The 21677-nt window shown below is 59.4% G+C and carries 20 protein-coding genes; 11 read left to right on the top strand and 9 right to left on the bottom strand.

Annotated features, from left to right (window positions below; translation table 11 throughout):
• The first annotated feature begins 97 nt into the window (after positions 1-97).
• Complete coding sequence (locus QZ196_RS07200; RefSeq protein ID WP_296425128.1) at positions 98-658, top strand: hypothetical protein; 561 nt, start codon at positions 98-100, stop codon at positions 656-658.
• 248 nt (positions 659-906) lie between these two features.
• Here the strand turns inward: QZ196_RS07200 and QZ196_RS07195 are convergent, their stop codons facing one another.
• The 3 genes from QZ196_RS07195 to QZ196_RS07185 all read right to left on the bottom strand — a co-directional run bounded on the left by QZ196_RS07195 (position 907) and on the right by QZ196_RS07185 (position 3540).
• A complete protein-coding gene (locus QZ196_RS07195) occupies positions 907-2550 on the bottom strand; it encodes a CTP synthase (protein WP_296425127.1) in 1644 nt (547 codons plus the stop codon).
• A gap of 160 nt (positions 2551-2710) precedes the next feature.
• Positions 2711-3067 (bottom strand): preprotein translocase subunit SecG, encoded by a 357-nt coding sequence (gene secG, locus QZ196_RS07190; protein WP_296425126.1) that lies wholly within the window; start codon positions 3065-3067, stop codon positions 2711-2713.
• A 77-nt stretch (positions 3068-3144) separates the two neighbouring features.
• Complete coding sequence (locus QZ196_RS07185) at positions 3145-3540, bottom strand: DUF6524 family protein (RefSeq protein WP_296425125.1); 396 nt, start codon at positions 3538-3540, stop codon at positions 3145-3147.
• A gap of 140 nt (positions 3541-3680) precedes the next feature.
• On the opposite strand from QZ196_RS07185, the gene QZ196_RS07180 reads away from it, so the two are divergent.
• Positions 3681-4973 (top strand): adenylosuccinate synthase, encoded by a 1293-nt coding sequence (locus QZ196_RS07180; RefSeq protein WP_296425124.1) that lies wholly within the window; start codon positions 3681-3683, stop codon positions 4971-4973.
• Positions 4973-5194, top strand: coding sequence for a DUF2842 domain-containing protein (locus QZ196_RS07175; protein WP_296425123.1), 222 nt, complete (start codon positions 4973-4975; stop codon positions 5192-5194). Before QZ196_RS07180 ends, QZ196_RS07175 begins: the two co-directional genes overlap by 1 nt.
• Positions 5195-5332: 138 nt before the next feature.
• Here the strand turns inward: QZ196_RS07175 and QZ196_RS07170 are convergent, their stop codons facing one another.
• On the bottom strand, positions 5333-7114 hold the full coding sequence (locus QZ196_RS07170; protein WP_296425122.1) for a hypothetical protein: 1782 nt from the start codon (positions 7112-7114) through the stop codon (positions 5333-5335).
• 220 nt (positions 7115-7334) lie between these two features.
• On the opposite strand from QZ196_RS07170, the gene QZ196_RS07165 reads away from it, so the two are divergent.
• Positions 7335-7919, top strand: a complete 585-nt coding sequence (locus QZ196_RS07165; RefSeq protein ID WP_296425121.1) for a thiamine diphosphokinase — start codon at positions 7335-7337, stop codon at positions 7917-7919.
• On the opposite strand, the gene QZ196_RS07160 is transcribed toward QZ196_RS07165, so the two are convergent.
• Genes QZ196_RS07160 through QZ196_RS07150 form a run of 3 tightly spaced genes read right to left on the bottom strand, consistent with a single transcriptional unit; the run spans position 7861 to position 10885 of the window.
• Positions 7861-8787: a DMT family transporter gene (locus QZ196_RS07160; protein WP_296425165.1), complete on the bottom strand. Its 927-nt coding sequence runs from the start codon at positions 8785-8787 to the stop codon at positions 7861-7863. The two genes, QZ196_RS07165 and QZ196_RS07160, sit on opposite strands and share 59 nt — an antisense overlap.
• Before the next feature lie 38 nt (positions 8788-8825).
• Positions 8826-10199, bottom strand: coding sequence for an L-serine ammonia-lyase (locus tag QZ196_RS07155; protein ID WP_296425120.1), 1374 nt, complete (start codon positions 10197-10199; stop codon positions 8826-8828).
• On the bottom strand, positions 10199-10885 hold the full coding sequence (locus tag QZ196_RS07150) for a glutathione S-transferase family protein (protein WP_296425119.1): 687 nt from the start codon (positions 10883-10885) through the stop codon (positions 10199-10201). Before QZ196_RS07150 ends, QZ196_RS07155 begins: the two co-directional genes overlap by 1 nt.
• Before the next feature lie 151 nt (positions 10886-11036).
• Here QZ196_RS07150 and rpiA point away from each other — a divergent pair, with 151 nt between their 5' ends.
• The 5 genes from rpiA to QZ196_RS07125 all read left to right on the top strand — a co-directional run bounded on the left by rpiA (position 11037) and on the right by QZ196_RS07125 (position 17050).
• On the top strand, positions 11037-11825 hold the full coding sequence (gene rpiA, locus QZ196_RS07145) for a ribose-5-phosphate isomerase RpiA (RefSeq protein ID WP_296425118.1): 789 nt from the start codon (positions 11037-11039) through the stop codon (positions 11823-11825).
• 37 nt (positions 11826-11862) lie between these two features.
• Positions 11863-13299, top strand: a complete 1437-nt coding sequence (locus QZ196_RS07140) for an FAD-dependent oxidoreductase (RefSeq protein WP_296425117.1) — start codon at positions 11863-11865, stop codon at positions 13297-13299.
• 78 nt (positions 13300-13377) lie between these two features.
• On the top strand, positions 13378-14511 hold the full coding sequence (gene hflK / locus QZ196_RS07135) for an FtsH protease activity modulator HflK (RefSeq protein ID WP_296425116.1): 1134 nt from the start codon (positions 13378-13380) through the stop codon (positions 14509-14511).
• A complete protein-coding gene (locus QZ196_RS07130; protein WP_296425115.1) occupies positions 14511-15389 on the top strand; it encodes a protease modulator HflC in 879 nt (292 codons plus the stop codon). The genes hflK and QZ196_RS07130 overlap by 1 nt, the downstream gene beginning before the upstream one ends.
• Positions 15390-15595: 206 nt before the next feature.
• Complete coding sequence (locus QZ196_RS07125; protein WP_296425164.1) at positions 15596-17050, top strand: Do family serine endopeptidase; 1455 nt, start codon at positions 15596-15598, stop codon at positions 17048-17050.
• A 74-nt stretch (positions 17051-17124) separates the two neighbouring features.
• Here the strand turns inward: QZ196_RS07125 and QZ196_RS07120 are convergent, their stop codons facing one another.
• Positions 17125-19218, bottom strand: a complete 2094-nt coding sequence (locus tag QZ196_RS07120) for a TRAP transporter fused permease subunit (protein WP_296425114.1) — start codon at positions 19216-19218, stop codon at positions 17125-17127.
• Between the two features lie 58 nt (positions 19219-19276).
• The gene (locus QZ196_RS07115) at positions 19277-20278 is read right to left on the bottom strand and encodes a TAXI family TRAP transporter solute-binding subunit (RefSeq protein ID WP_296425113.1); all 1002 of its coding nucleotides are present in this window, start codon (positions 20276-20278) and stop codon (positions 19277-19279) included.
• Positions 20279-20610: 332 nt separating this feature from the next.
• Here QZ196_RS07115 and QZ196_RS07110 point away from each other — a divergent pair, with 332 nt between their 5' ends.
• Both QZ196_RS07110 and QZ196_RS07105 read left to right on the top strand, forming a co-directional pair.
• Positions 20611-20934, top strand: coding sequence for a 2Fe-2S iron-sulfur cluster-binding protein (locus QZ196_RS07110; protein ID WP_296425112.1), 324 nt, complete (start codon positions 20611-20613; stop codon positions 20932-20934).
• Positions 20934-21635, top strand: a complete 702-nt coding sequence (locus QZ196_RS07105; RefSeq protein ID WP_296425111.1) for a VCBS repeat-containing protein — start codon at positions 20934-20936, stop codon at positions 21633-21635. The genes QZ196_RS07110 and QZ196_RS07105 overlap by 1 nt, the downstream gene beginning before the upstream one ends.
• The last annotated feature ends 42 nt before the right edge of the window (positions 21636-21677 follow it).

Below are 21677 nucleotides of genomic sequence, written 5' to 3'. Positions count from 1 at the left end.
CCATATTGGGCCTTGTATGGTTCGGTTCAAATACGGCGCAACGCACTCCTTGTTGATAAGCGAATGTACTATGAGTTGGTCAAAGCTCGATAATCAGATGAAAAACTACCATAATGAACTTACATCATTGGTGAAAGTGAGTCCGTTGATGGCAGACCGTCTCGCAACGACAATCGCGAGCGAGGTGCGATTTTTTCAGCCAAATACCAAGCGGGCGATACGCGAAGCTACCCCGATCAAGCTTTCCGCAAGACTGGATGAGCTCAAGTCTTTTCAATATTTTATGGACAGCATGCACATGTCCGGAGGGGATAAAGCACCGCAGGTTGTTCGCGCTCAAGTCATAATCCAGAACTACATCTGCTTTGTTTACCTTAGCGATGCCTGTTTCTATGAACTCAAGAAGGCTTCCAAAGCAGGAACGACCCTCAGGAAATGCGCGAAGTACTTGACTGATAATCCAATACGAGCGTTCCGCAACGCTATTGCCCATTCAAATTGGACCTACTCCAAAGACAGCTCATCATTGGTTTACTGGGCAAGGAAAGGCGCAGACAGAAACGAACCTCTGGTCGAGCATACGGTGAGCAATGAAACCCTGGCTTTTTGGCAAGCCCTGAGCAGATGCACAGCTTATGCTGCATTTGAAAACTTGTAATATCTATCAAGAATTTGAGACCAGTATAATAAACCACCGTTTGTTGACCTGCCCGAAGCGGCCATTGGCTCAACCGCAGCGGAAGTCAGTTCCGTCCCGCATCTCGGCCATTCCACCAGTGTCGCGCGTGCGTCCGTTCTTTGTCTACCTCATCGCCCCGCACATTGTCCGCTTCGGGCCTACTGCCGTCATCGGAAGCACTGTGGTCGATGGCAACTTCGTCCCGCACAGTGGGCCCGGCAAAGCGATTACACCAGCCGCGAAATTTCCACTGCGGCGCGCACGAAATCAGCAAACAGTGGGTGCGGCGCAAAGGGTTTTGACTTCAGTTCCGGATGGAATTGCACGCCGATAAACCACGGGTGGTCTTCCCATTCGACAATCTCGGGTAGTTTGCCGTCAGGCGACATGCCCGAAAACTTCAGGCCGACGCTTTCCAATGCCGCGCGGTACTTTATATCGACCTCATAGCGGTGGCGATGGCGTTCTTCGATTGTCGTGCCGCCGTATATCTTGGCCGCATGCGACCCTTTGGCCAATGTCGCGCCATAGGCGCCAAGGCGCATGGTGCCGCCCTTGTCGTCGCCGGTTTTGCGCGCCACGGTGTGGCTGCCCTTCACCCATTCCTTGAGGTGGTAAACAACGGGCTCGAACCGCTTTTTGCCCGCCTCGTGATCGAATTCTTCGGACCCGGCGGTTTTCATACCCGCGACATTGCGGGCGGCTTCGATCACCGCCATTTGCATGCCCAGACAGATACCCAGATAGGGGATTTTCTTTTCGCGCGCGAATTGCGCCGCCTTGATCTTGCCTTCGGTGCCGCGTTCGCCAAAGCCGCCGGGGACCAGAATGGCATGGAAGCCTTCCAGATAGGGGGCGGCATCCTTGCTGTCGAACAGTTCGGCGTCGACCCATTCGATCTTGACCTTGACCCGGTTCGCCATGCCGCCATGGGTCAGCGCCTCTGCAATCGACTTATAGGCGTCTTCAAGCTGGGTGTATTTGCCGACGATCGCGATCTTGACGTGGCCTTCGGGGTTGTGGATGCGGTCATAGACATCGTGCCAGACATCCAGCTTGGGTGCGGGTGCCGGCGAAATGTCGAACGCATCCAGCACGGCCTGATCCAGCCCCTGTTCATGATAGGCCAGCGGGGCCTCGTAGATGGATTTCAGATCATAGGCGGCGACCACGCATTGCTTGCGCACATTGCAGAACAGGGCTATCTTCTCGCGCTCTTTTTCCGGGATCGGATGTTCGGACCGGCAGACAAGGATATCGGGCGCAATCCCGATGGATTGCAGTTCCTTGACCGAGTGTTGGGTCGGCTTGGTCTTCAACTCGCCGCTGGCCGCCAGATAGGGCAGCAGCGTCAGATGCATGAAAATGCATTGGCCGCGCGGTTTGTCATGCGCGAACTGGCGGATCGCCTCAAAGAACGGTAGGCCTTCGATGTCACCGACGGTGCCCCCGATCTCGCAAAGCATGAAATCAACTTCATCGTCGCCGATCTTCAGGAATTCCTTGATCTCATTGGTGACATGGGGGACGACCTGAATGGTCTTGCCCAGATAATCGCCGCGCCGTTCTTTTTCCAGCACGGTGGAATATATCCGGCCAGAGCTGACCGAATCTGTCTGGCGCGCCGGCACCCCGGTAAAACGTTCATAATGACCAAGGTCGAGATCCGTTTCGGCCCCATCATCGGTGACGAAAACCTCACCATGTTCAAATGGCGACATCGTGCCGGGATCGACGTTCAGATAGGGATCAAGTTTGCGCAGGCGTACAGAAAAGCCGCGTGCCTGCAAAAGCGCACCCAAGGCGGCCGAAGCGAGGCCCTTGCCCAACGAAGACACAACGCCACCGGTAATGAAAATATAACGCGCCATCGGCTGGGGTCTCCCGTGAAAAATTCCAAAAAACTGTGGGAAAGCGAACTGTTAAATTCGCATCATCACGGGGTTTGACTAATACCGGATTCGGGGCCGATGCGCAACCGGTGACGCAATATCATGTTGCCAAATGGATAGTGCAGGCAACCGCTTGTGGTTAGTTGCCCGACGGAACCAGTGGTGCCTCATCCGCGGACGGGGGCAGCAGGCTGCCACCAAGGTCCGGCACCGTGGTGCCGTCTTGCGCGACTGGCGCATTGCCCAAACGGTCCACAACCGACGATCCGGCCGTTTTTTCCGCAGCGATCAATGTCAGCGCAATCGACGTGCAGATAAACGCAATCGCCAGCGTCCATGTGAATTTGCTCATCGCGGTCGGTGCGGGCCGGCCACCGGAAGCACCACCGCCGCCGCCGCCCATACCAAGGCCGCCACCCTCTGACCGCTGCAAAAGCACGGTACCAATCAGGCTAAGTGCCAGAATCAGGTGGACGATAAGGACGACGTTTTCCATCAGGCGGGCCTTTCGGGGCGTTCACGAACACGCGGTATCTAAAAGCTGCGCGTGCGTCCCGCAACCCCTGAAAGGTCCTATTCGTCCACGTCGTCAACGTCAGCCTGGCCGCTTAGCTTGCGGCGCACGATCGACCACGACAGCCCGACCGCCAACACAAGCGACATTGCGACGATCGCAATCCATGTATTTATCGCAGGATTATTCAAATCAATCAGGCCCTGATCATACAGAACCCACAGCAATGTGCCGACCACGGCAAGAATCAAAAGCATCCCAAAAATGCCAATCGACCGCAGCGTCGCGCGCAGATAAATAATATAGCCGACCAACAGGATCAGCCCGAACAGAACGGTCAGCGACAGGTTGGTTTCATAATTGGCCATGCTCCAGCGCCCAAAATTCCATTGTGTCGGATTATATGTGGCGGTCAGCAGGCCCAAGGCACATAGCCAGCGAATAATGAAACCCATGATATGCCCTTTTGCGTTGACGTGCGCAGACCATGGCAATGCCTGTCGGGCCTGTCCAGTCCGGGCGGCGGTAAATTTCCGGTTTCCCAAAGACCAGCACAGCGATATAGGACAAGCGAAGATCAAAAGGGACAGTGTTCATGGCAAATGTGGTGGTGGTTGGCGCACAGTGGGGCGACGAAGGCAAAGGCAAGATCGTCGATTGGCTGTCCGAGCGGGCCGACGTGATCGCCCGCTTTCAAGGCGGACATAACGCAGGGCATACGCTGGTCATTGATGGCGCTGTCTACAAGTTGCATGCGCTGCCATCAGGCGTCGTGCGCGGCGGCAAGCTGTCGGTGATTGGCAACGGCGTCGTTCTGGACCCGTGGCACCTGATGGGCGAGATCGAAACCCTGCGTGGTCAAGGCGTGTCGATCACGCCCGAGACGCTGATGATCGCGGAAAATACGCCGCTGATCCTGCCATTCCATGGGGAACTGGACCGCGCCCGCGAAAACCAGAGCTCTGTCGCCAAGATTGGCACCACCGGGCGCGGCATCGGGCCTTGCTATGAAGACAAGGTCGGGCGCCGCGCGATCCGCGTGGCCGATTTGGCCGATGATGCGACGCTGGAATTGCGGCTGGACCGTGCGCTTATCCATCATGATGCGCTGCGCCGCGGGCTTGGGCTGGACCCGATTGACCGCGATGGCGTGCTGGCGCAACTGCGTGAAATCGCGCCAGCGGTGCTGCAATACGCAGCGCCGGTCTGGAAGGTGCTGAACGAAAAGCGCAAGGCGGGCAAACGCATTCTGTTCGAAGGGGCGCAAGGCGCGCTCCTGGATATTGATTTTGGCACCTATCCGTTCGTGACCTCGTCCAACGTGATCGCAGGGCAGGCGGCGACCGGTGTCGGCTTGGGCCCGGGGGCAATAGATTTTGTCCTTGGCATCGTAAAGGCCTACACGACCCGCGTGGGCGAGGGGCCGTTCCCGACCGAATTGCTTGATGATGACGGTCAGCGATTGGGCGAACGCGGCCATGAATTTGGCACGACAACCGGGCGCAAGCGGCGTTGCGGTTGGTTCGATGCGTGCCTGCTGCGCCAGACCTGTGCGACCTCGGGCATTAACGGGATTGCCTTGACCAAGCTGGATGTGCTGGACGGGTTCGAGACGTTGAAAATCTGCATCGGCTACGCATTGGACGGTCAACAGCTTGATTATTTGCCGACAGCCGCGGACCAACAGGCGCGTTGCACCCCGATCTACGAAGAAATCGAAGGTTGGTCGCAATCCACCGAAGGCGCGCGGTCGTGGGCCGATCTGCCTGCACAGGCCATCAAATACGTCCGCCGGATTGAAGAGCTGATTGATTGTCCGGTGGCGCTTGTGTCTACTTCGCCGGAACGCGAGGACACGATCCTTGTCACTGACCCCTTCGCTGACTGATGGCGCTGGGGTACAAAGCGCGCAAACGTCTGGCGCTGGTGGTGCTTGTTATCGGGCTGCCCGCATATATCGCGCTGGCCGTCACCGTGATGAGCGAGGCGGCGCGGTTCCCCAGGGCGGTGGAGTTTTTCATCTATGTGGCTTTGGGGATTGGCTGGGTTTTCCCGCTGAAATGGGTCTTTATGGGGATCGGACAGCCGGACCCGGACGAAAAAGCGTGATCTAACGGCGCGTGCCTGCGGCCCGCATGACATTTCTTGTTTGGTGCCTATGGCCGCTGTTTCGATGATTTGACGGATGTTTGACGCGAAACAGGCGGGGTCTTGGCCCCGCCTGTTTTCGTTTGCAAATGTGCGGCGTTAGCCTTGGGCGGCCTTGTCATCGGGCCGGAACCGCGTGTCTTCGGAAACCTGAAACCGCCCGTTGTTCAGTTTGATGATCTTGCTTTGCCGCAGCAGTCGACCAAAGGACCGCAACCCGTCTTCGCGGCTGAATTCATCAGTCGAGGCCATTTGGACTTTTTTCATGACCTGCGGTCGCGAGAAATCATCGTCGCCTTCGACAAAGGCGATATAGGCCGCAGCGGCCTCGAGGAGATCGGCCAGTTCCGTCGCACCCTGCTGTTTGGCAAACTCCGCAAAGTCACTGTCGCCAGCACCGATATCCTCTTTGGTTGACGCGATCTGGCGCAGCCGTTCCGTTGCGCGATCAGGCGTTTGATCCGTGTCATCGACGCGCTGTGCTGGAACCAGCCGTAACGGTGAAGGGGCCGCCGTGGGCGCATCATCAACGGTATCCAGCGCATCTGTCGTATCATGCACATCAAGATCGTCGCGGAAGGCTTCACCCGGATCGCGTACATCTGCACCCGGATCACCAAGCTGTCGCGCGGCTTCGGTGGCTGCAACTGCGGCTTTGAGCTGTGCAAACGCATCGCGGTGGCGGCGTCCCTCTGGTTCATTCAGACGCTCATCGGCCTGCGACAAGATGCGTGACATCTCTTCATCGTCATTGTCGGGTAGTTCGTCGCGTTTGGACCTGTTGTTTTCGCGGCGCAATGCGATTTCACGCGCGACTTCGGCGACCTCGTCGTGCAGGCTGAATTCCTCGGTGTCATCGCTGGTGGCAGGCGCCATGGCATCATCTTCTGTGGCGTCATCAAAGGCGATATCGCCATCGGTTTGGGCGTCATCCGTTGCCATCTCGGCGGCATCGTCGTCGGGTTGTGCCGTCGTCAGGTCATCATCATCGTCAAGGCTGTCTTCATCGGTCTGCGCAATGGTATCTTCGGCATCATCACCTGACTGCTCTTCTTGGATGATCCGCGCGGCATTCCGCTGCGCCAACGCGGCAAGCCGTTGGGCCAAAGGATTGGCCAAGGGCGCCGTTGTCGTCTCGGGGCTATCGGTCAAATCCTCGGAAAAACTGTCTTCGACGGCGGGTGTCGCCGTCCGGCCAACCACAGCCCGGATACGCTGCAGCTTTGCCGCGATACTGTCGTTGCTGTCTCGCGCGTCGTCTTGCTCTGCGGGATCATAAAACGGCGCTTCTGCGACAGTATCTTCTGCGACAGTATCTTCGGCGGCAGTATCTTCGGGTGCCGCGTCTTCGTCGTCATCCTCTTCAAAATCGTCTGCCATCAGGTTGTCGGCAGCATCATCCAGATCGTCGTCGTCTTCGTCTTCAAAAACAGCTGTGTCCTCTGCGTGGGCCGCTTCTGCAATCTCGTCATCCAGATCCGTCGCTGCAAAATCTTCTTCATTTGCGGCAAGGGCACCATCGCGCGCGACGCCAGACGCGTCTTGGGCGGTGTCGGGCTTTTTGATCCGCAGGCTAGGGGCGGCGCTGTCTTGATCGGCGGTATCTGCAGCGATCTCGGGACGTTTGAGCCGCAGGCTGACACGGCTGCCGCCATTTTCGCTCTCGATGTCGACGGGGGCACCGGCTTGTGCTGCGGTCAACGCCGCCAGAGTGGCCATGTCGGGTGCTTGCGGCGCTACATCCATAAACCGATCATGACCGGCCAAGGTGTGAAAAAACGACACAACGGTTTTCATCGTTTCGACCGAATCGTCGAACCCTTCCAGCCGGCAAGAGAAAGTGCCATATGATACATCTAGAATTTTACTGGTATCGCCCATGAGTTATCCGCTTTCTGAAGTTTTCGGCAGCCGCGCGCTGAAGCTACATTGGCCGTATTCCAAGAACACCATCACGTTCCATTCGGGATGTTTTTGTGACCGTTTTGAGGAATGATTGTGAATTGGAGTAAAATAAGTGTCAACTGACGTTATTGTTTCCAGTTTTGATCCGATATGCATCGTCGGCGGTGCAAGGATTGGAAACAGTGAAATTCAATGCTTGTCGCGGATCGTAGGCCAATTTGTCGCGGCCGATGGCGGGGCCGATCATCTGCTTGCAGCGGGTGTGACGCCGGCGGCGGTCATCGGCGATCTGGACAGCCTCTCGCCAGCGGCCCGCGTCACCTTTGCACGGCAATTGTGGCACATTCCTGAACAGGACACGACCGATTTTGAAAAAACGCTGTGCCGGGTGGCGGCGCCTTGGATTCTTGCGCTTGGATTTACGGGGGGGCGCATGGACCACGCGCTTGCGGTGCTGAATGTGTTGGCGCGCTATCGCGACCGTGCCGTGGTGCTTTTGGACAGCGACGATGCCAGTTTTGTGGCGGCTGACGGGCCGATGTCGCTGGGGCTACCTGTTGGCAGCCGGATATCGCTGATGCCATTGGCCGACGTCCGCGTCACGGCGACCGGGCTGCGTTGGCCACTGGACGACAGGGCCATGCATCCAACCGGCACGATCAGCGCATCCAATGAGGTGGCGCAGCCGCAGGTCCATATCCATTCGACTGGGCCTTTGCTGATCACACTACCGCGGGCGCATCTGGCGGCGATTTTGACAGACGTCGCTCCCGCAGAATGATATAAAGTCCGGCGGCGACTGTGATGCAGATCCCGATGGCGGCTAGGCCATTGGGCAGATCCGCGAAGATCAGCCAACCGATGGCCGTTCCGAAAGGGATTTCCAGATATTGCATCGGGGCAACGGTTGACGCAGGGGCAAATCGCAGGCTCCAGGTCATGCACAGATGCGCAAGCGTGCCGACGCCGCCCAGTGCCAGCAGCAGCCACCACGTGCCGGGCCCGGGCGCAAAAACCACGGTTTCCCCCGCAGCGGACAGCAAAAGCGCAAGCGGGATCATCACCGCTGTCGCCTGCACGCCGCTGATCGCCTGCAAGGTGATCGCCTGCAAGGTGATCGGATCAACGACCCGCGCAATCCGGCGCGTTACCATCATGAACAGGGCGAAAACCATCGCCACGCCCAGCGGCAACAGGGCCGGGACACCCACTGCGGCAAAGTTCGGCTGAATGACCAGCAACGTACCACCAAAGCCCACCGCACAGGCCACCATGCGGTGGGTGCCGACCTGCTCTCCCATGACGAAATACCCCAGCAGCAGCATCAGGAACGGCATCACAAACGCAATCGCCAGCGCATCTGCCAGCGGCAAAAAACGCAGTGCGCTGAACATGAACCCGATGCCAAGGATATGCAAAACTGTCCGCAGCACCGTCCACCCCAACAGTCCCGGCGGCAGGCGAAACCCATGGCCGCGCCAAGCCACCAGCGGCACCAAGATCAGGGCCTGCACCACAAAGCGCACCAGCACCAGCACCGACACTGCGATCATGTCACCCAGAAGTTTGGCAATGCCGTCACCCAGCGGTGCCAGCACGCAAAACGCAAGCATCAGCATCACACCGAAAAAGGGCCGATCAGGTAATATGGGCGCAGCTTACGGTGACGACGACCAAAGGCAAAGGGTCAGCAGTTCGGCACATTCACCGCAAGGCCACCCAGCGCGGTCTCTTTGTATTTCTCGCTCATGTCCGCGCCGGTCTGGCGCATCGTTTCAATCGCGACATCCAGTGCGACAAGGTGCTGACCGTCACCGCGCATCGCCAGCGATGCCGCCGACACGGCCTTGATCGCGCCCAGCCCATTGCGTTCGATGCACGGGACCTGCACCAAGCCTCTGACCGGATCACAGGTCATGCCCAGATGATGCTCCAGCGCGATTTCCGCGGCATTTTCGATCTGTTCCGGTGTGCCGCCCAGGACCGCCGCCAGACCGGCCGCCGCCATTGCCGCTGCACTGCCCACTTCCGCCTGACAGCCACATTCCGCCCCCGAGATCGAGGCGTTGAACTTGATCAGCCCGCCGATGGCCCCCGCCGTCAACAAGAACTCGGGCACCCGCGACGCCACGGCGCCCGGCACATGATCCAGCCAATAGCGGATCGTGGCAGGCACCACGCCTGCGGCACCATTGGTGGGGGCTGTCACAACTTGCCCGCCTGCCGCGTTCTCTTCGTTGACGGCCATCGCATAGGTGGACATGAAATCATTGATCGTATGCGGGGCGCTCAGGTTCATGCCGCGTTCGGCCTGCAGCGCATCAAATATCCCCTTGGCGCGGCGGCGTACCTTCAGCCCGCCGGGCAGAATGCCATCGGTGACAAGGCCCCGATCAATGCAGGCGTTCATCACCTGCCAAATCCGGGCGAGCCCGCGATCCAGATCGGCATGGGGCATCCGCGACAACTCGTTCGCGCGCTTCATATCGGCGATGGTCTTGCCGGATGCCGCCGCCATTTCAAGCATTTGCGCCGCCGATTTGAATGGAAACGGCACCGGCGGGCCGGTATCGCCATCCTTGCCGGCGGCCAATTCGGCCTCGGTCAGCACAAAGCCGCCGCCGATTGAATAATAAGTCACCTGCGTGATCACATCGCCCTGCGCATCCGTGCCCCGCAGGATCATCCCATTGGCATGGCCGGGCAGGGCGGGGCCATAGTCGAACGCCAGATCATCCTTGGGATGAAACCGCAGACGGCCAAGCCCCTCTGGCATCACGGTGTGTTCCGTCGCGATCCGCGCCAGCGCGGCTTCGGCCCGGGCCGCGTCATAAGTATCGGCCTGAAACCCGGCAAGACCGAGAATCACCGCGCGATCCGTTGCATGGCCCACGCCGGTAAAGGCCAGACTGCCATGTAGCGACGCCCGCACGCCGGTTACGGCAAAGGGCAGCGCGCGCAGATGGTCCAGAAACCGGGCCGCCGCCACCATCGGGCCGATAGTATGCGATGACGACGGGCCAACGCCGACCTTGAACATATCGAAAACGGATAAAAACATCAGGTAGCACTTCCTTCGGGTGGGTTGCATGGCTGTGGAGCGGAAAACGGCGTCTGGCCCAGCCCTTCGGCCACTGCGGCGCGCTGGGCTGCCGGACGTTCTTCAAACCGTTGGGCAAAGGTCCGCAGCCGGGGCCAGCGCGCCAGTTCAAACCAATCTGTCGCCCCCCCATAAAGCGCGGGCCAACGCAAAAGCGGTGCCAGATAACAGCCCTGCGCCGTGGCCGCATTCACATCCAGCCAATCGGCATCTCGCGCCGCTTGCAGCATATCAAACTGGGCCGTCAGTCGCGCGCGGGTCATCGTGCGCAAGGCGGCGCTGTCGCCGTCGGTGTATTGCGCGGGATAGAACAGCATCCGCTGCGTCGGATGCAGCGTATTGCCCAGCCAGATCAACCATTGCAAGGCCGCGCCGCGCCGGGGCGCATCAATCGCCGGCATCTGCGCGCCGCGCTGCTCTGCCAGCCACAACAGGATCGCGCCGGTTTCAAATATGGCACCCTGCGGGGTTTCCAGCACGGGGATCAACCCGTTGGGGTTCAGCGCCAGATACGTCGGCGATTTTTGCGCACGCGCCGCACGGTCCACAAGCACGGCCTCATATGGCAAATCCAGTTCTTCCAGCGCCAATCGCACACAAAGCGAGGCATTGTCAGGGGCATAGTGCAGGCGCAATTTTGACATCATGGCCGGACCTTACTGCATCGGCGTGGGACAATCCGCCCAAATACGACGCAAGCGCCTAAAAACCCGAAGACCGGCCCGATCGTGGTATTTGAGGTCTCGCACCCAGTGCACATTTTGGTATAAGGCCCTAGGTTAATTTTGGAGCTGCCCCATGACCAGTGAATTGTCACCGATCGACAAGGCGAAATTTATCGCCGCAAAACAAGCCACCGAATATGTAAAGTCCGGCATGAAGGTCGGGCTTGGCACCGGGTCCACCGCCGCGTGGCTGGTGCAGTGCCTAGGCGAAATGGTCCGCGACGAAGGCCTGTTGATCAAGGGCGTGCCGACCTCCAGCCGCACCGCCAGACTGGCCCGCGACGTCGGCATCGAAGTGATCACTTTGGACGAGGCCAAATGGCTTGACGTGACCATCGACGGCACCGATGAATACGACGCAGAACTGAACCTGATCAAAGGCGGCGGCGGCGCACATCTTCAGGAAAAAATCGTGGCAACAGCCAGCGACCGGATGATCGTGATCGCGGATGCGTCAAAAAAGGTCGATACGCTTGGCGCGTTCCCCTTGCCGATCGAGGTGATCCCCTTTGGCATGCGCACGACACGGGCGCTGATCGAAGAAACGCTGATCAGCATGGATGTGCTGGGCCGCGACGTGACCCAGCGTATGAACGGCGATGCGCCGTTCGTGTCCGACGAGGGTAACTTTATCCTTGATCTGCATCTCAAACGCATCGGTAACCCGCGCCAGCTTAGCCTGATCCTGAACCAGATCCCCGGCGTTGTCGAAAACGGGCTGTTTCTTGATATCTGCGATGTGGTGATCGTCGGCCATGCCGATGGCCGGGTCGAGGTGACGGACATCACCAATGACACCAACGAACAGGTGCGCTTCGACGTGCGCGATGATGACAACATTTTTCAGGATTTTGCTGACTGATCGTCAGCGTCCGATTTTTTGATGGCGGAGCCTTCACATGACATTTGACTACGACCTTTTTGTGATCGGTGGCGGCTCTGGCGGGGTGCGTGCCGCGCGCGTGGCTGCGGCGACCGGGGCAAAGGTGGCGCTGGCCGAAGAATACCGGATGGGCGGCACCTGCGTCATCAGGGGCTGCGTGCCCAAGAAGCTGATGGTATTTGCATCCGGCTATTCTGAAATGTTTGCCGATGCCCGCGCGTATGGCTGGGATGTGACCGAAGGGGCGTTCAACTGGCCCAAGTTCCGCACGCACCTGCATGCAGAACTGGACCGGCTCGAAGGTATTTACCGCAAGCTGCTTGCCAGTTCCGACGTCGCGATCTTTGACGCCCGCGCCACGTTGCGCGATCCGCATACCGTCACGCTGTCCACCGGGCAGCAGGTCACGGCCAAACATATCCTTGTCGCGACCGGTGGCCGTCCGGTCCTGCCAGATATGCCGGGGGCCGACCTTGGGATCACCTCCAACGATATCTTCTTGCTGGACGCTATGCCCAAATCAATCCTGATCATCGGCGGCGGCTATATCGCGTCCGAATTTGCGGGCATCCTCAATGGGCTGGGCGTGGCTGTCACACAATTCTACCGGGGCGCGCAAATTCTGCGTGGTTTCGATGACGAGGCACGTGGCCTTGTGGCCGAAGGCATGCGCGAAAAAGGCGTTGATCTGCACCTTGGGACCAACATCATCGAAATGCGCGCGGCCACGCAGGCCGATCTGGATGGCCAAACCGAAGGCACCCCGATGGAGGGCGGCAAACCCGTCAGCGTGCCGGGCGCATCGGCGGGCCATGGCATCTGGGTCAAGGCCACCAACGGGACATCGCGGGTTTACGATCAGGTCATGTTCGCGACGGGCCGCGCACCCAATACCGACGGGATGGGGCTTGATGAGGCCGGCGTCGCGGTTGGCCGTCGGGGCGAAATTGTCGTCGATGACTACAGCCAGACCAAAGTGCCGTCGGTCTTTGCCATCGGCGATGTGACCAACCGGGTGCAGCTGACGCCGGTGGCGATCCGCGAAGGCATGGCTTTTGTCGAAACGGTCTTCAAGGGCAACCCGACGAAAGTCGATCATGATCTGATCCCGTCGGCGGTGTTCACGCAACCCGAACTGGGCACCATTGGCCTGACCGAAGAACAGGCGCGCGACATTGAACCGATCGAGATTTACTGCAGCTCGTTCAAGCCGATGAACCACGCTTTTGCGGGCCGCAGCGACCGTGTGTTGATGAAACTGGTCGTCAGCAAGGCCACGCGCAAGGTGCTGGGCTGTCATATTGTCGCTGACCATGCGGGCGAAATGATCCAACTTGCAGGGATCGCGGTCAAGATGGGCGCAACAAAGGAAGACTTTGATCGCACCGTCGCCGTCCACCCAACCATGGCCGAGGAATTGGTCACGATGAAGGAACCTGTGCGGACCGCTTGATATCGCGGGCAAAAGGCACACATGACACACTAACGGCCCGGCGTCGCGGGGCAGAAATAAAGGAAGCATAGAAGCACGATGGCAGGAAATACTGGGGGCCCATGGGGCGGCGGCAATAATGGATCAGGCGGCGATGACGACGGCAATCGTGGGGGGCGCAAGCCCGGCAATGACGGACCGAACATCCCGGAGATTGAAGATCTGGTAAACAAGGGCCGCGAACAACTGCGCGTTCTTATGGGCGGCGGCGGCGGCAGCGGCGGTAACCGTGGTACGGACGGCCCAAGTGGTCCGCAGCTGACGCGCGGCACGCTTGGTCTGGGTGCCTTGGTCCTGATCGCACTTTGGCTTTCAGCGTCGGTCTATACGGTCAAACCCGAAGAACGCTCTGTCGAACTGCTGCTGGGGCGTTATAGCCAGACAGGTGGCCCCGGTCTGAACTTTGCGCCATGGCCGGTTGTCACGCGTGAAGTCGTTGCCGTGACAACGGAACGCAACATCGACATCGGCACCAGCCGGTCGGGCATGGATGCGGGCCTGATGCTGACAGGCGATGAAAACATCGTGGATATTGATTTTCAGGTTGTCTGGAATATCACCGATCCGCAGCTTTACCTCTTTAACCTGTCCGATCCGCCACAAACCATCGATGCTGTCGCTGAATCTGCGATGCGCGAAATTGTGTCGCAATCCGATCTTGCGCCCATCCTGAACCGGGATCGTGGTGCCATTGCCGAACGTCTGCGCGATTTGCTGCAATCGACATTGGACAGCTACGATTCAGGTGTGAACATCATCCGTGTCAACTTTGACAAAGCCGACCCGCCTGAGCCGGTTATCGCATCGTTCCGCAAGGTGCAGGATGCCGAACAGGAACGCGACCGCGTGCAGAACGTCGCTGACGCCTACGCCAACCGCGTTGTCGCCGAAGCGCGCGGTAATGCCGCCCAAATCCTTGAGCAGGCCGAAGGTTACCGCGCCCGCGTGGTCAATGAAGCCGAAGGTGAAGCCAGCCGTTTCACAGCCGTTTTGGGCGAATACGAAAAAGCACCGGAAGTCACCCGTAAACGCCTGTATCTGGAAACCATGGAACAGGTTCTTGGCGGCGTTGACATCGTCATTCTTGACGAAGGCCAAGGTGGCGGTCAGGGCGTCGTGCCGTACCTGCCGCTGAACGACTTGCGTCGCAATACAACCGAGGGGTCAAACTAATGCGGAAATCAGCATTCCTTCTTCCCGCACTGGTCGTGATACTTGTCGCGGCACTATCATCAGTCTTTATCGTGGACGAACGCGAAAAGGTTCTGGTCCTGCAGTTCGGCCAAATCGTCAAGGTCAAGGAAGACCCCGGTCTTGGCTTTAAAATTCCGCTTATTCAAGAGGTTGTTCGCTATGATGACCGTATCCTCAGCCGTGATCTGGAACCACTTGAGGTGACGCCATCCGATGACCGTCGTCTGGTCGTCGATGCCTTCGCGCGGTACCGGATCGCGGATGTCGAACAGTTCCGTCGCGCCGTTGGTGCAGCGGGCATTGATGGTGCTGCGCGTCGTCTGGACAGTATCTTGCGGGCACAAACCCGTGAAGTATTGGGTTCGGTCAGTTCCAACGACATCCTGTCGGTCGACCGGGCCGCGCTGATGCTGCGGATCCGTAACAATGCCATCGCCGAAGCACAGGCGCTGGGCTTGCAGGTCATCGACGTCCGTCTCAAGCGGACTGATCTGCCACCTGCCAACCTTAACGCCACCTACGAGCGCATGAAGGCCGAGCGGGACCGCGAAGCTGCCGACGAAATCGCCCGTGGTCGCGAAGCCGCCCAGCGGATCGAAGCCGGTGCAGACCGGACCGTGATCGAATTGGTGTCGGATGCAGAACGTCAAAGCCAGATCATTCAGGGTGAGGCCGACGCGCGTCGGAACGACATCTTTGCGACGGCCTTTGGCGCGGACCCGGAGTTCTTTGAGTTCTACCGCTCGATGACCGCCTACACACGGTCCCTGCAGTCTGGCAACGCCACGATGGTCTTGTCACCTGACAACGAGTTCTTCAACTATCTGAAGTCCGATCAGGGCGCCGCTGCGAACTGATCAACCGACCGATTCCAATGCTTTGGGGCCAGCGCATGCGTTGGCCCTTTTGCTTTTTCTGACGTGATTTTGTTCACAGGGTGGTGACATTGTTTGTGTTGTACATTTCGCGCCTTAGATAGATCATCAGGTATCACCGCAGCCCATGATCCAATGGGCCCAATAATCCACAAGGAGTCGTGCCCGTGAAATCGAAGGCAATTGCAATCCAACACGATCAGGGGCAAGCCCGCCGCCTGTTCACCGCACTGTTTGCGGTCATCGCACTTGCGCTGGCTCTGGTGCTTGCGCAGGTCAACGCATCAAATGCCCAGGCGCGGCCCGCGACGTTTGCCGATCTGGCCGAAATGGTCAGCCCATCGGTCGTGAATATCACCACCAGTACCATGGTCGCTGGCCGCACAGGCCCGCAGGGCATTGTCCCCGAAGGCTCTCCCTTCGAGGATTTCTTCAACGATCTCGACCGTGGCCCGGGACAGGGCGCGCGCCGCTCATCCGCACTTGGCTCCGGCTTTGTGATCTCGGCTGATGGCTTTATCGTCACCAACAATCACGTCATCGAAGGTGCCGACGAAATCTCGATCGAATTCTTCTCCGGCGAAGAGCTGCCAGCCGTCTTGGTCGGCACTGATCCCAATACGGACATCGCCTTGCTCAAGGTCGATGCGACCGACCTGCCGTTTGTCAAATTCGGCGACAGCAACGGTGGCGGCGCCCGTGTCGGCGACTGGGTCATGGCCATGGGTAACCCCTTGGGTCAGGGATTTTCGGTGTCCGCAGGTATCGTGTCTGCCCGTAACCGTGCGCTTTCGGGGACCTATGATGACTACATCCAGACCGACGCGGCGATCAACCGTGGCAACTCTGGCGGCCCGCTGTTCAACATGGACGGCGATGTCATTGGCGTGAACACGGCCATCCTGTCTCCAAATGGCGGCTCGATCGGGATCGGCTTTGCGATGTCGTCGGCTGTGGTGCGCAATGTCGTGGATCAGTTGAAAGAGTTCGGCGAAACCCGGCGCGGCTGGCTTGGCGTGCGTATCCAGGATGTCACACCAGATATGGTTGACGCGATTAGCGGGCTTGAAGCGGCGCGCGGTGCGTTGGTCACAGACGTCCCGACAGGCCCCGCCGAAGACGCGGGCATGTTGTCGGGTGATGTGATCTTGCTGTTTGATGGCGTGCAAATCGAAGACACCCGCGAATTGGTCCGCATCGTCGGCAACTCTCCCGTGGGCAAGGAAGTCCCGGTCGAGGTGCTGCGCGGTGGCGATATGGTCCAGTTGACCGTGGTGCTTGGACGTCGCGAAACATCCGAAGCCGTGGCGTTCCCAGCCTCGACCGATGAACAGGACGACCCGGCAGAAGCCGAAATTCTGGGCCTCACCCTGTCAGAAATCACGCCGGACCTGACCGAACAATATTCGCTGACCACCGATACCGGTCTTGTCATTACAGGCATCAACCCCGCGTCCGAAGCTGCGTCCAAAGGCCTGATCGAAGGCGATGTCATTACGGAAGCCGGACAGCAGGCGGTGACGAACGTCGCCGATCTTGAAGCCCGGATCGTCGAAGCGACAGAGGCAGGACGCAAATCCATCCTGCTTTTGGTACGGCGCGGTGGTGATCCCCGCTTTGTAGCGCTTGTTCTGGAAAAATAATCCATCCCGTTGAAAACACAAAAGGCGGCTCCCCAAAGGAGCCGCCTTTTTTCTTTGGGATGGTGGCGGGCCGGTTACGCGGCTGCCGTCACTGGCGCCTGCCGCAGGTTCCAGACCAACAGACCCACAACCACGGCTGCTGCAACCAGATGCACCGGTAATCCGGCAGGCCAAAGACATGCGGCACCCGCCACACCTAATACGGTCCGCACAACAAGGCCCACGGGCCGCTCCAGACAGCCCTGCAAGGCGCCCGCCAGCGCATAGATCCCCACGACGCCAAATCCGAAAATCACCACCATCACCCCCCAATCCCCGGATAGAAACGGGGTGTAGGCGATCATCAGCGGCACGATATACAGCCCCTTCGCCAGCTTCCAACTGGCAAAACCGGTGGCCATCGCGGGCGCTTTGGCAATCGCCGCCGCCGTAAACGCCGCAAGCGCGACAGGGGGCGTGACATTGCTGTCCTGACTTAGCCAGAAGATGATCATATGCGCCGACAGAACCGCGCCGATCATCACCTCTTGCGGGACCACCAGATCGCGCAGCGGGGCCGCGACTTCCAATGGCAGCGCCCTGATGATCGTCGTCGCGTCTGCCGGACTTAGCGGTCCTGCCAGCACCGATGGGTCAGGCAAGGCAAACATCAAGATCGCGTTGCCCGCGTCCCCCAACGTGCCCATCGCCATTGCGTCAATGACAAACCGATCCGCAATCATCCCGGCAAGCGCGGGGGCCGACAGCGTCGCCAGCACGATATAGGCTGCCGTCACCGGTAGCCCCATGCCCAGAACTAGACTGGCCAAGGCGACCAGAACGATTGCAATCAACAGGTTGCCACCGGCCCAGCTTGCAATCATCAGGCTAAAGGTATTGCCGATGCCTGCCGTGGCAATGACATTGACCACAAGGCCCACGGCACACAGCAACACAGCCGTCATGATCATGCCCTTGGTGCCCATCACCATCGCTTCGAACACGGCCCTGGGGCCCATCGGGTTCGTGGTCAGCCAACTGGACCCGATCACTGCCAGAATGCCAAAGACAGCCGCATAGGCGGGCGTAAATCCTGCGACCAACAGCCCGATCAACGCGCCGATAGGCAGCAAAAAGCTGGCACCGCCTTTGACGAATGCCGACCGCAACGTTTCCCCGTTGCTTTCCATTGGGGGCAGACCAAGCCGGCGCGCTTCGATCCGGACGAAAAACGCCACCGACAGAAAGTACAGCAAAGCGGGCAGGGCGGCGACCGCCACAATCGTCTCGTAGGGGATCTGGGTAAAGCTGGCCATGACAAAGGCACCCGCGCCCATGATTGGCGGCATCAACTGGCCGCCCGTGGATGATGCGGCCTCGACTCCGCCCGCGAATGTCGCCGGGAAGCCCGCCTTTTTCATCAGCGGAATGGTGATGACGCCGGTCGATGCGGTATTGGCCACCGCCGATCCGGAAATCGTACCCGTCAGGCCAGATGCAATCACGGCCACAATGCCGGGGCCGCCGACCATGCGGCCCGCAACGGCGCGGGCCAGATTGATTACAAAATCCCCCGCCCCTGACCGCAGCAGAAAGGCGCCGAAGATAATGAACAAGAACACATAGGTCGATGAAATCCGGGCAATCGTGCCAAACATTGCGTCGTCGCCATAGATCGACCGAAACGCAATCGTTTCCCAGCTCAACCCCGGAAAGCTGAACACGCCGCCCACAAACTTGCCCCAAAACCCGATATAGCTCAGCGAGATGATGATCAGGCCGGGAATGATCCAGCCGGTCAAACGGCGTGTCAGGTCAATCGCGCCGACGACACAGGCGATCGCGGCAATCCAATCCAACGGGGCGAACTTCACGCCACGATCATAAATCGCATTCTCGGCCGCAGGCAGGTAAATCGCGGCTGCCGCAACCGTGGCACCCAGTGCCAGATCAAACGCCAGCATGCCGCGACTGCGCACAGCCCCGCGGACCAGCGGATGCAATACAGACGCCAAAAACGCAAAGCCCGCAAAGTGATAGGCGTTGCGCTGAAATTCAGAGATAATCGGATCAAACGCCACGTAAATATGGCCCACGGCAATCACAAAGCACAGAAGTGTCAGGGCCATGTTGGGCAAGCCGGTGAATTCGCGTTGGACCAGCCCTTCGGCGGGGCGTTCTTCGGACATCACGGGGTTCCTTCTTTGCAAAGTGGCCCGCGTCATCGACGCGGGCCACTGTCCCTGCTTATTGGGCGATCAGTCGCGCAGGCACATTGACGCCCACTTCCTGATAATAGCGCAGCGCGCCGGGGTGCAGCGGCACGGGCAGCCCCGCGATGGCGGTTTCAATCGACATCACCTTTGTGGCCGGGTGGATCGCCTGCAGAAACGCCAGGTTCTCATAGATCGCTTTGGTGATCTGATAGACGTTTTCTTCGGGCAAATCGGCATTGGTCGCCAAAAAGTTCGGCTGCGCCACCGTGTTCACATCCTCGGTCTGGCCCGGATAGGTGCCGGCAGAGATCAAATACGGTGTCCACAGTTCGCGTCCGCCATCGGCAGCCGCCAGTTCCTCGGCGGTGAATGACAGCATCATCACGCCGGCCCCGGCAGATGCGAACAATTGGCTGATCGCGCCGGTCGGCACACCCGCCGGCGCACCCATACCCCTGACCTGACCGTTTTGCAGCGCATCGGCTGCCGGTCCATAGCCGCCGTAGACCAGCTCATAGTCCGTCTCGACGTCGACGCCCAAACCAGCCAGCAACGCCGCGTTGGATCCCAATGTGCCGGAATTCTGCGCACCCAGCGCCATCGCCTCGCCCTTCAGCGCGACCATGTCAGCCATCGTGCCGGTCGGTGCGGCATCAGCAGCAACGACAAACTGTTCCACATTCTGCCATAGCATCGTGACCGAGCGCAGATTGGTTTGCGCGCCTGCCTCGTCCAGCGGGCCAGTGCCGCTTGCCGCGTAATAGCCGTAAAGGCCCTGCAAAATGGCAAACTGCGCCTCGCCTTCGCGCAGCAGACGAATGTTTTCGCCCGACCCCGCAGAGCTGATCGCGGACATGCCGATCTTTTCCGATGGCTCTAACTTGACCTTCACCAGCGTCGAAAGGGCAACGCCCACAGGATAATAGGTGCCGCCGGTCGATGCGGTCGCCAGAATATAGCTGGCTTCTTCTGCCTGCGCGACAGGTGCAGCCAAAACAAGACTTGCCGCAACAGCGGCTTTCAGGAAATTCATTGTGTCTCCTCCCCAGAGATTTCATGTCGCCCAACAGGCCGGGCGGACGACCAAAAGAAACATGGCCGCACTCATGAGAACAAGGTGATTTGGAAGTGCCGACTTAAGTTATTGATTCATATGGGGGTCGAAGGTGTTTTTCACGCGATGATTCTGGTGCCTGTGCGGATTTTCACACAGCTGATAGCGCCAACATCATCGCGGACCCGCACCAATGCGACAATGAGTCGGATGCAATCAGCGCGATTCCGCCCGAAAATACACTGGCAGAGCGCGCCATGCTGAATTACTAACACCGGGAACTTGTTTTTAGATCGAAGGGGCAAAGCGAAATGGCTAAGATTACCTATGTTGAACATGGCGGCAAAGAACATGTTGTCGAAGTTGCCACCGGGCTGACCGTCATGGAAGGCGCGCGCGACAATGGCATTCCCGGGATCGAGGCCGATTGCGGCGGCGCCTGTGCCTGTTCGACCTGCCATGTCTATGTGGACGCGGCTTGGGTGGAAAAACTGCCCGCCAAGGATGCGATGGAGGCCGACATGCTTGATTTTGCGTATGAACCCGATCCGGCGAAATCCCGCCTGACGTGCCAATTGAAAGTCACCGATGCGCTGGATGGTTTGCGTGTGCAGATGCCGGAAAAGCAAATCTGATGCGGTTTTGCGCCTTGGCATTGGCCCTTTGGCCAGCCGTAGCCGGGGCGCAAACCATCACGCAGGCGGGTTTCGACGCGCCGACCACACGCTATGCCCATGGTATTTTGGGTGACGCGGTAGAGTGGGGCAAACTGCGGTTTCGAACGCAAAGTCAAACCTTCGCAATCACCTTGCCCGAAAACCACGTCTTCGAGGATTGGCAACCCCGTCTGTGGGACGTCACCGGCGACGGACACCCCGAGATGGTGGTGATCGAAACGGATGTGCAGGCGGGTGCGGCGCTGGCCATTTATGGCCCTGCTGGCAAGCTGGCCGAAACACCGCATATCGGGCGGCCGCACCGCTGGCTGGCACCGATTGGGGCCGCCGATCTGGACGGCGACGGTGCGATCGAAATCGCGTATATCGACCGCCCGCATCTGGCCAGAACGTTGCGGATCTGGCGCTATGCCGATGGCACGCTGACCCATGTCGCGGACCTTGCGGGCCTGACGAACCACCGTATCGGCGAGACGGACATCGCGGGCGGCATCCGCGATTGCGGGCAGGGCCCCGAGATGATCACCGCAAATGTCGATTGGACCCGTGTGATGGCGACGACATGGGGCGGTGGCACCCCGCGCACCCGCGACATCGGTGCCCACCGCGACCGCGCCTCATTCGCCGCAGCGCTACGCTGTGCGACGTTGGAAAATTGAGCGCGACCGCGCATTCCCGGTTCTGATAGCTGCCACGCGACG

Source organism: Yoonia sp., from assembly GCF_017854565.1.
Lineage (GTDB): Bacteria > Pseudomonadota > Alphaproteobacteria > Rhodobacterales > Rhodobacteraceae > Yoonia.
Note: the sequence above shows the minus strand (reverse complement) of the source record. Positions and strands in the feature narration are given on the sequence as shown.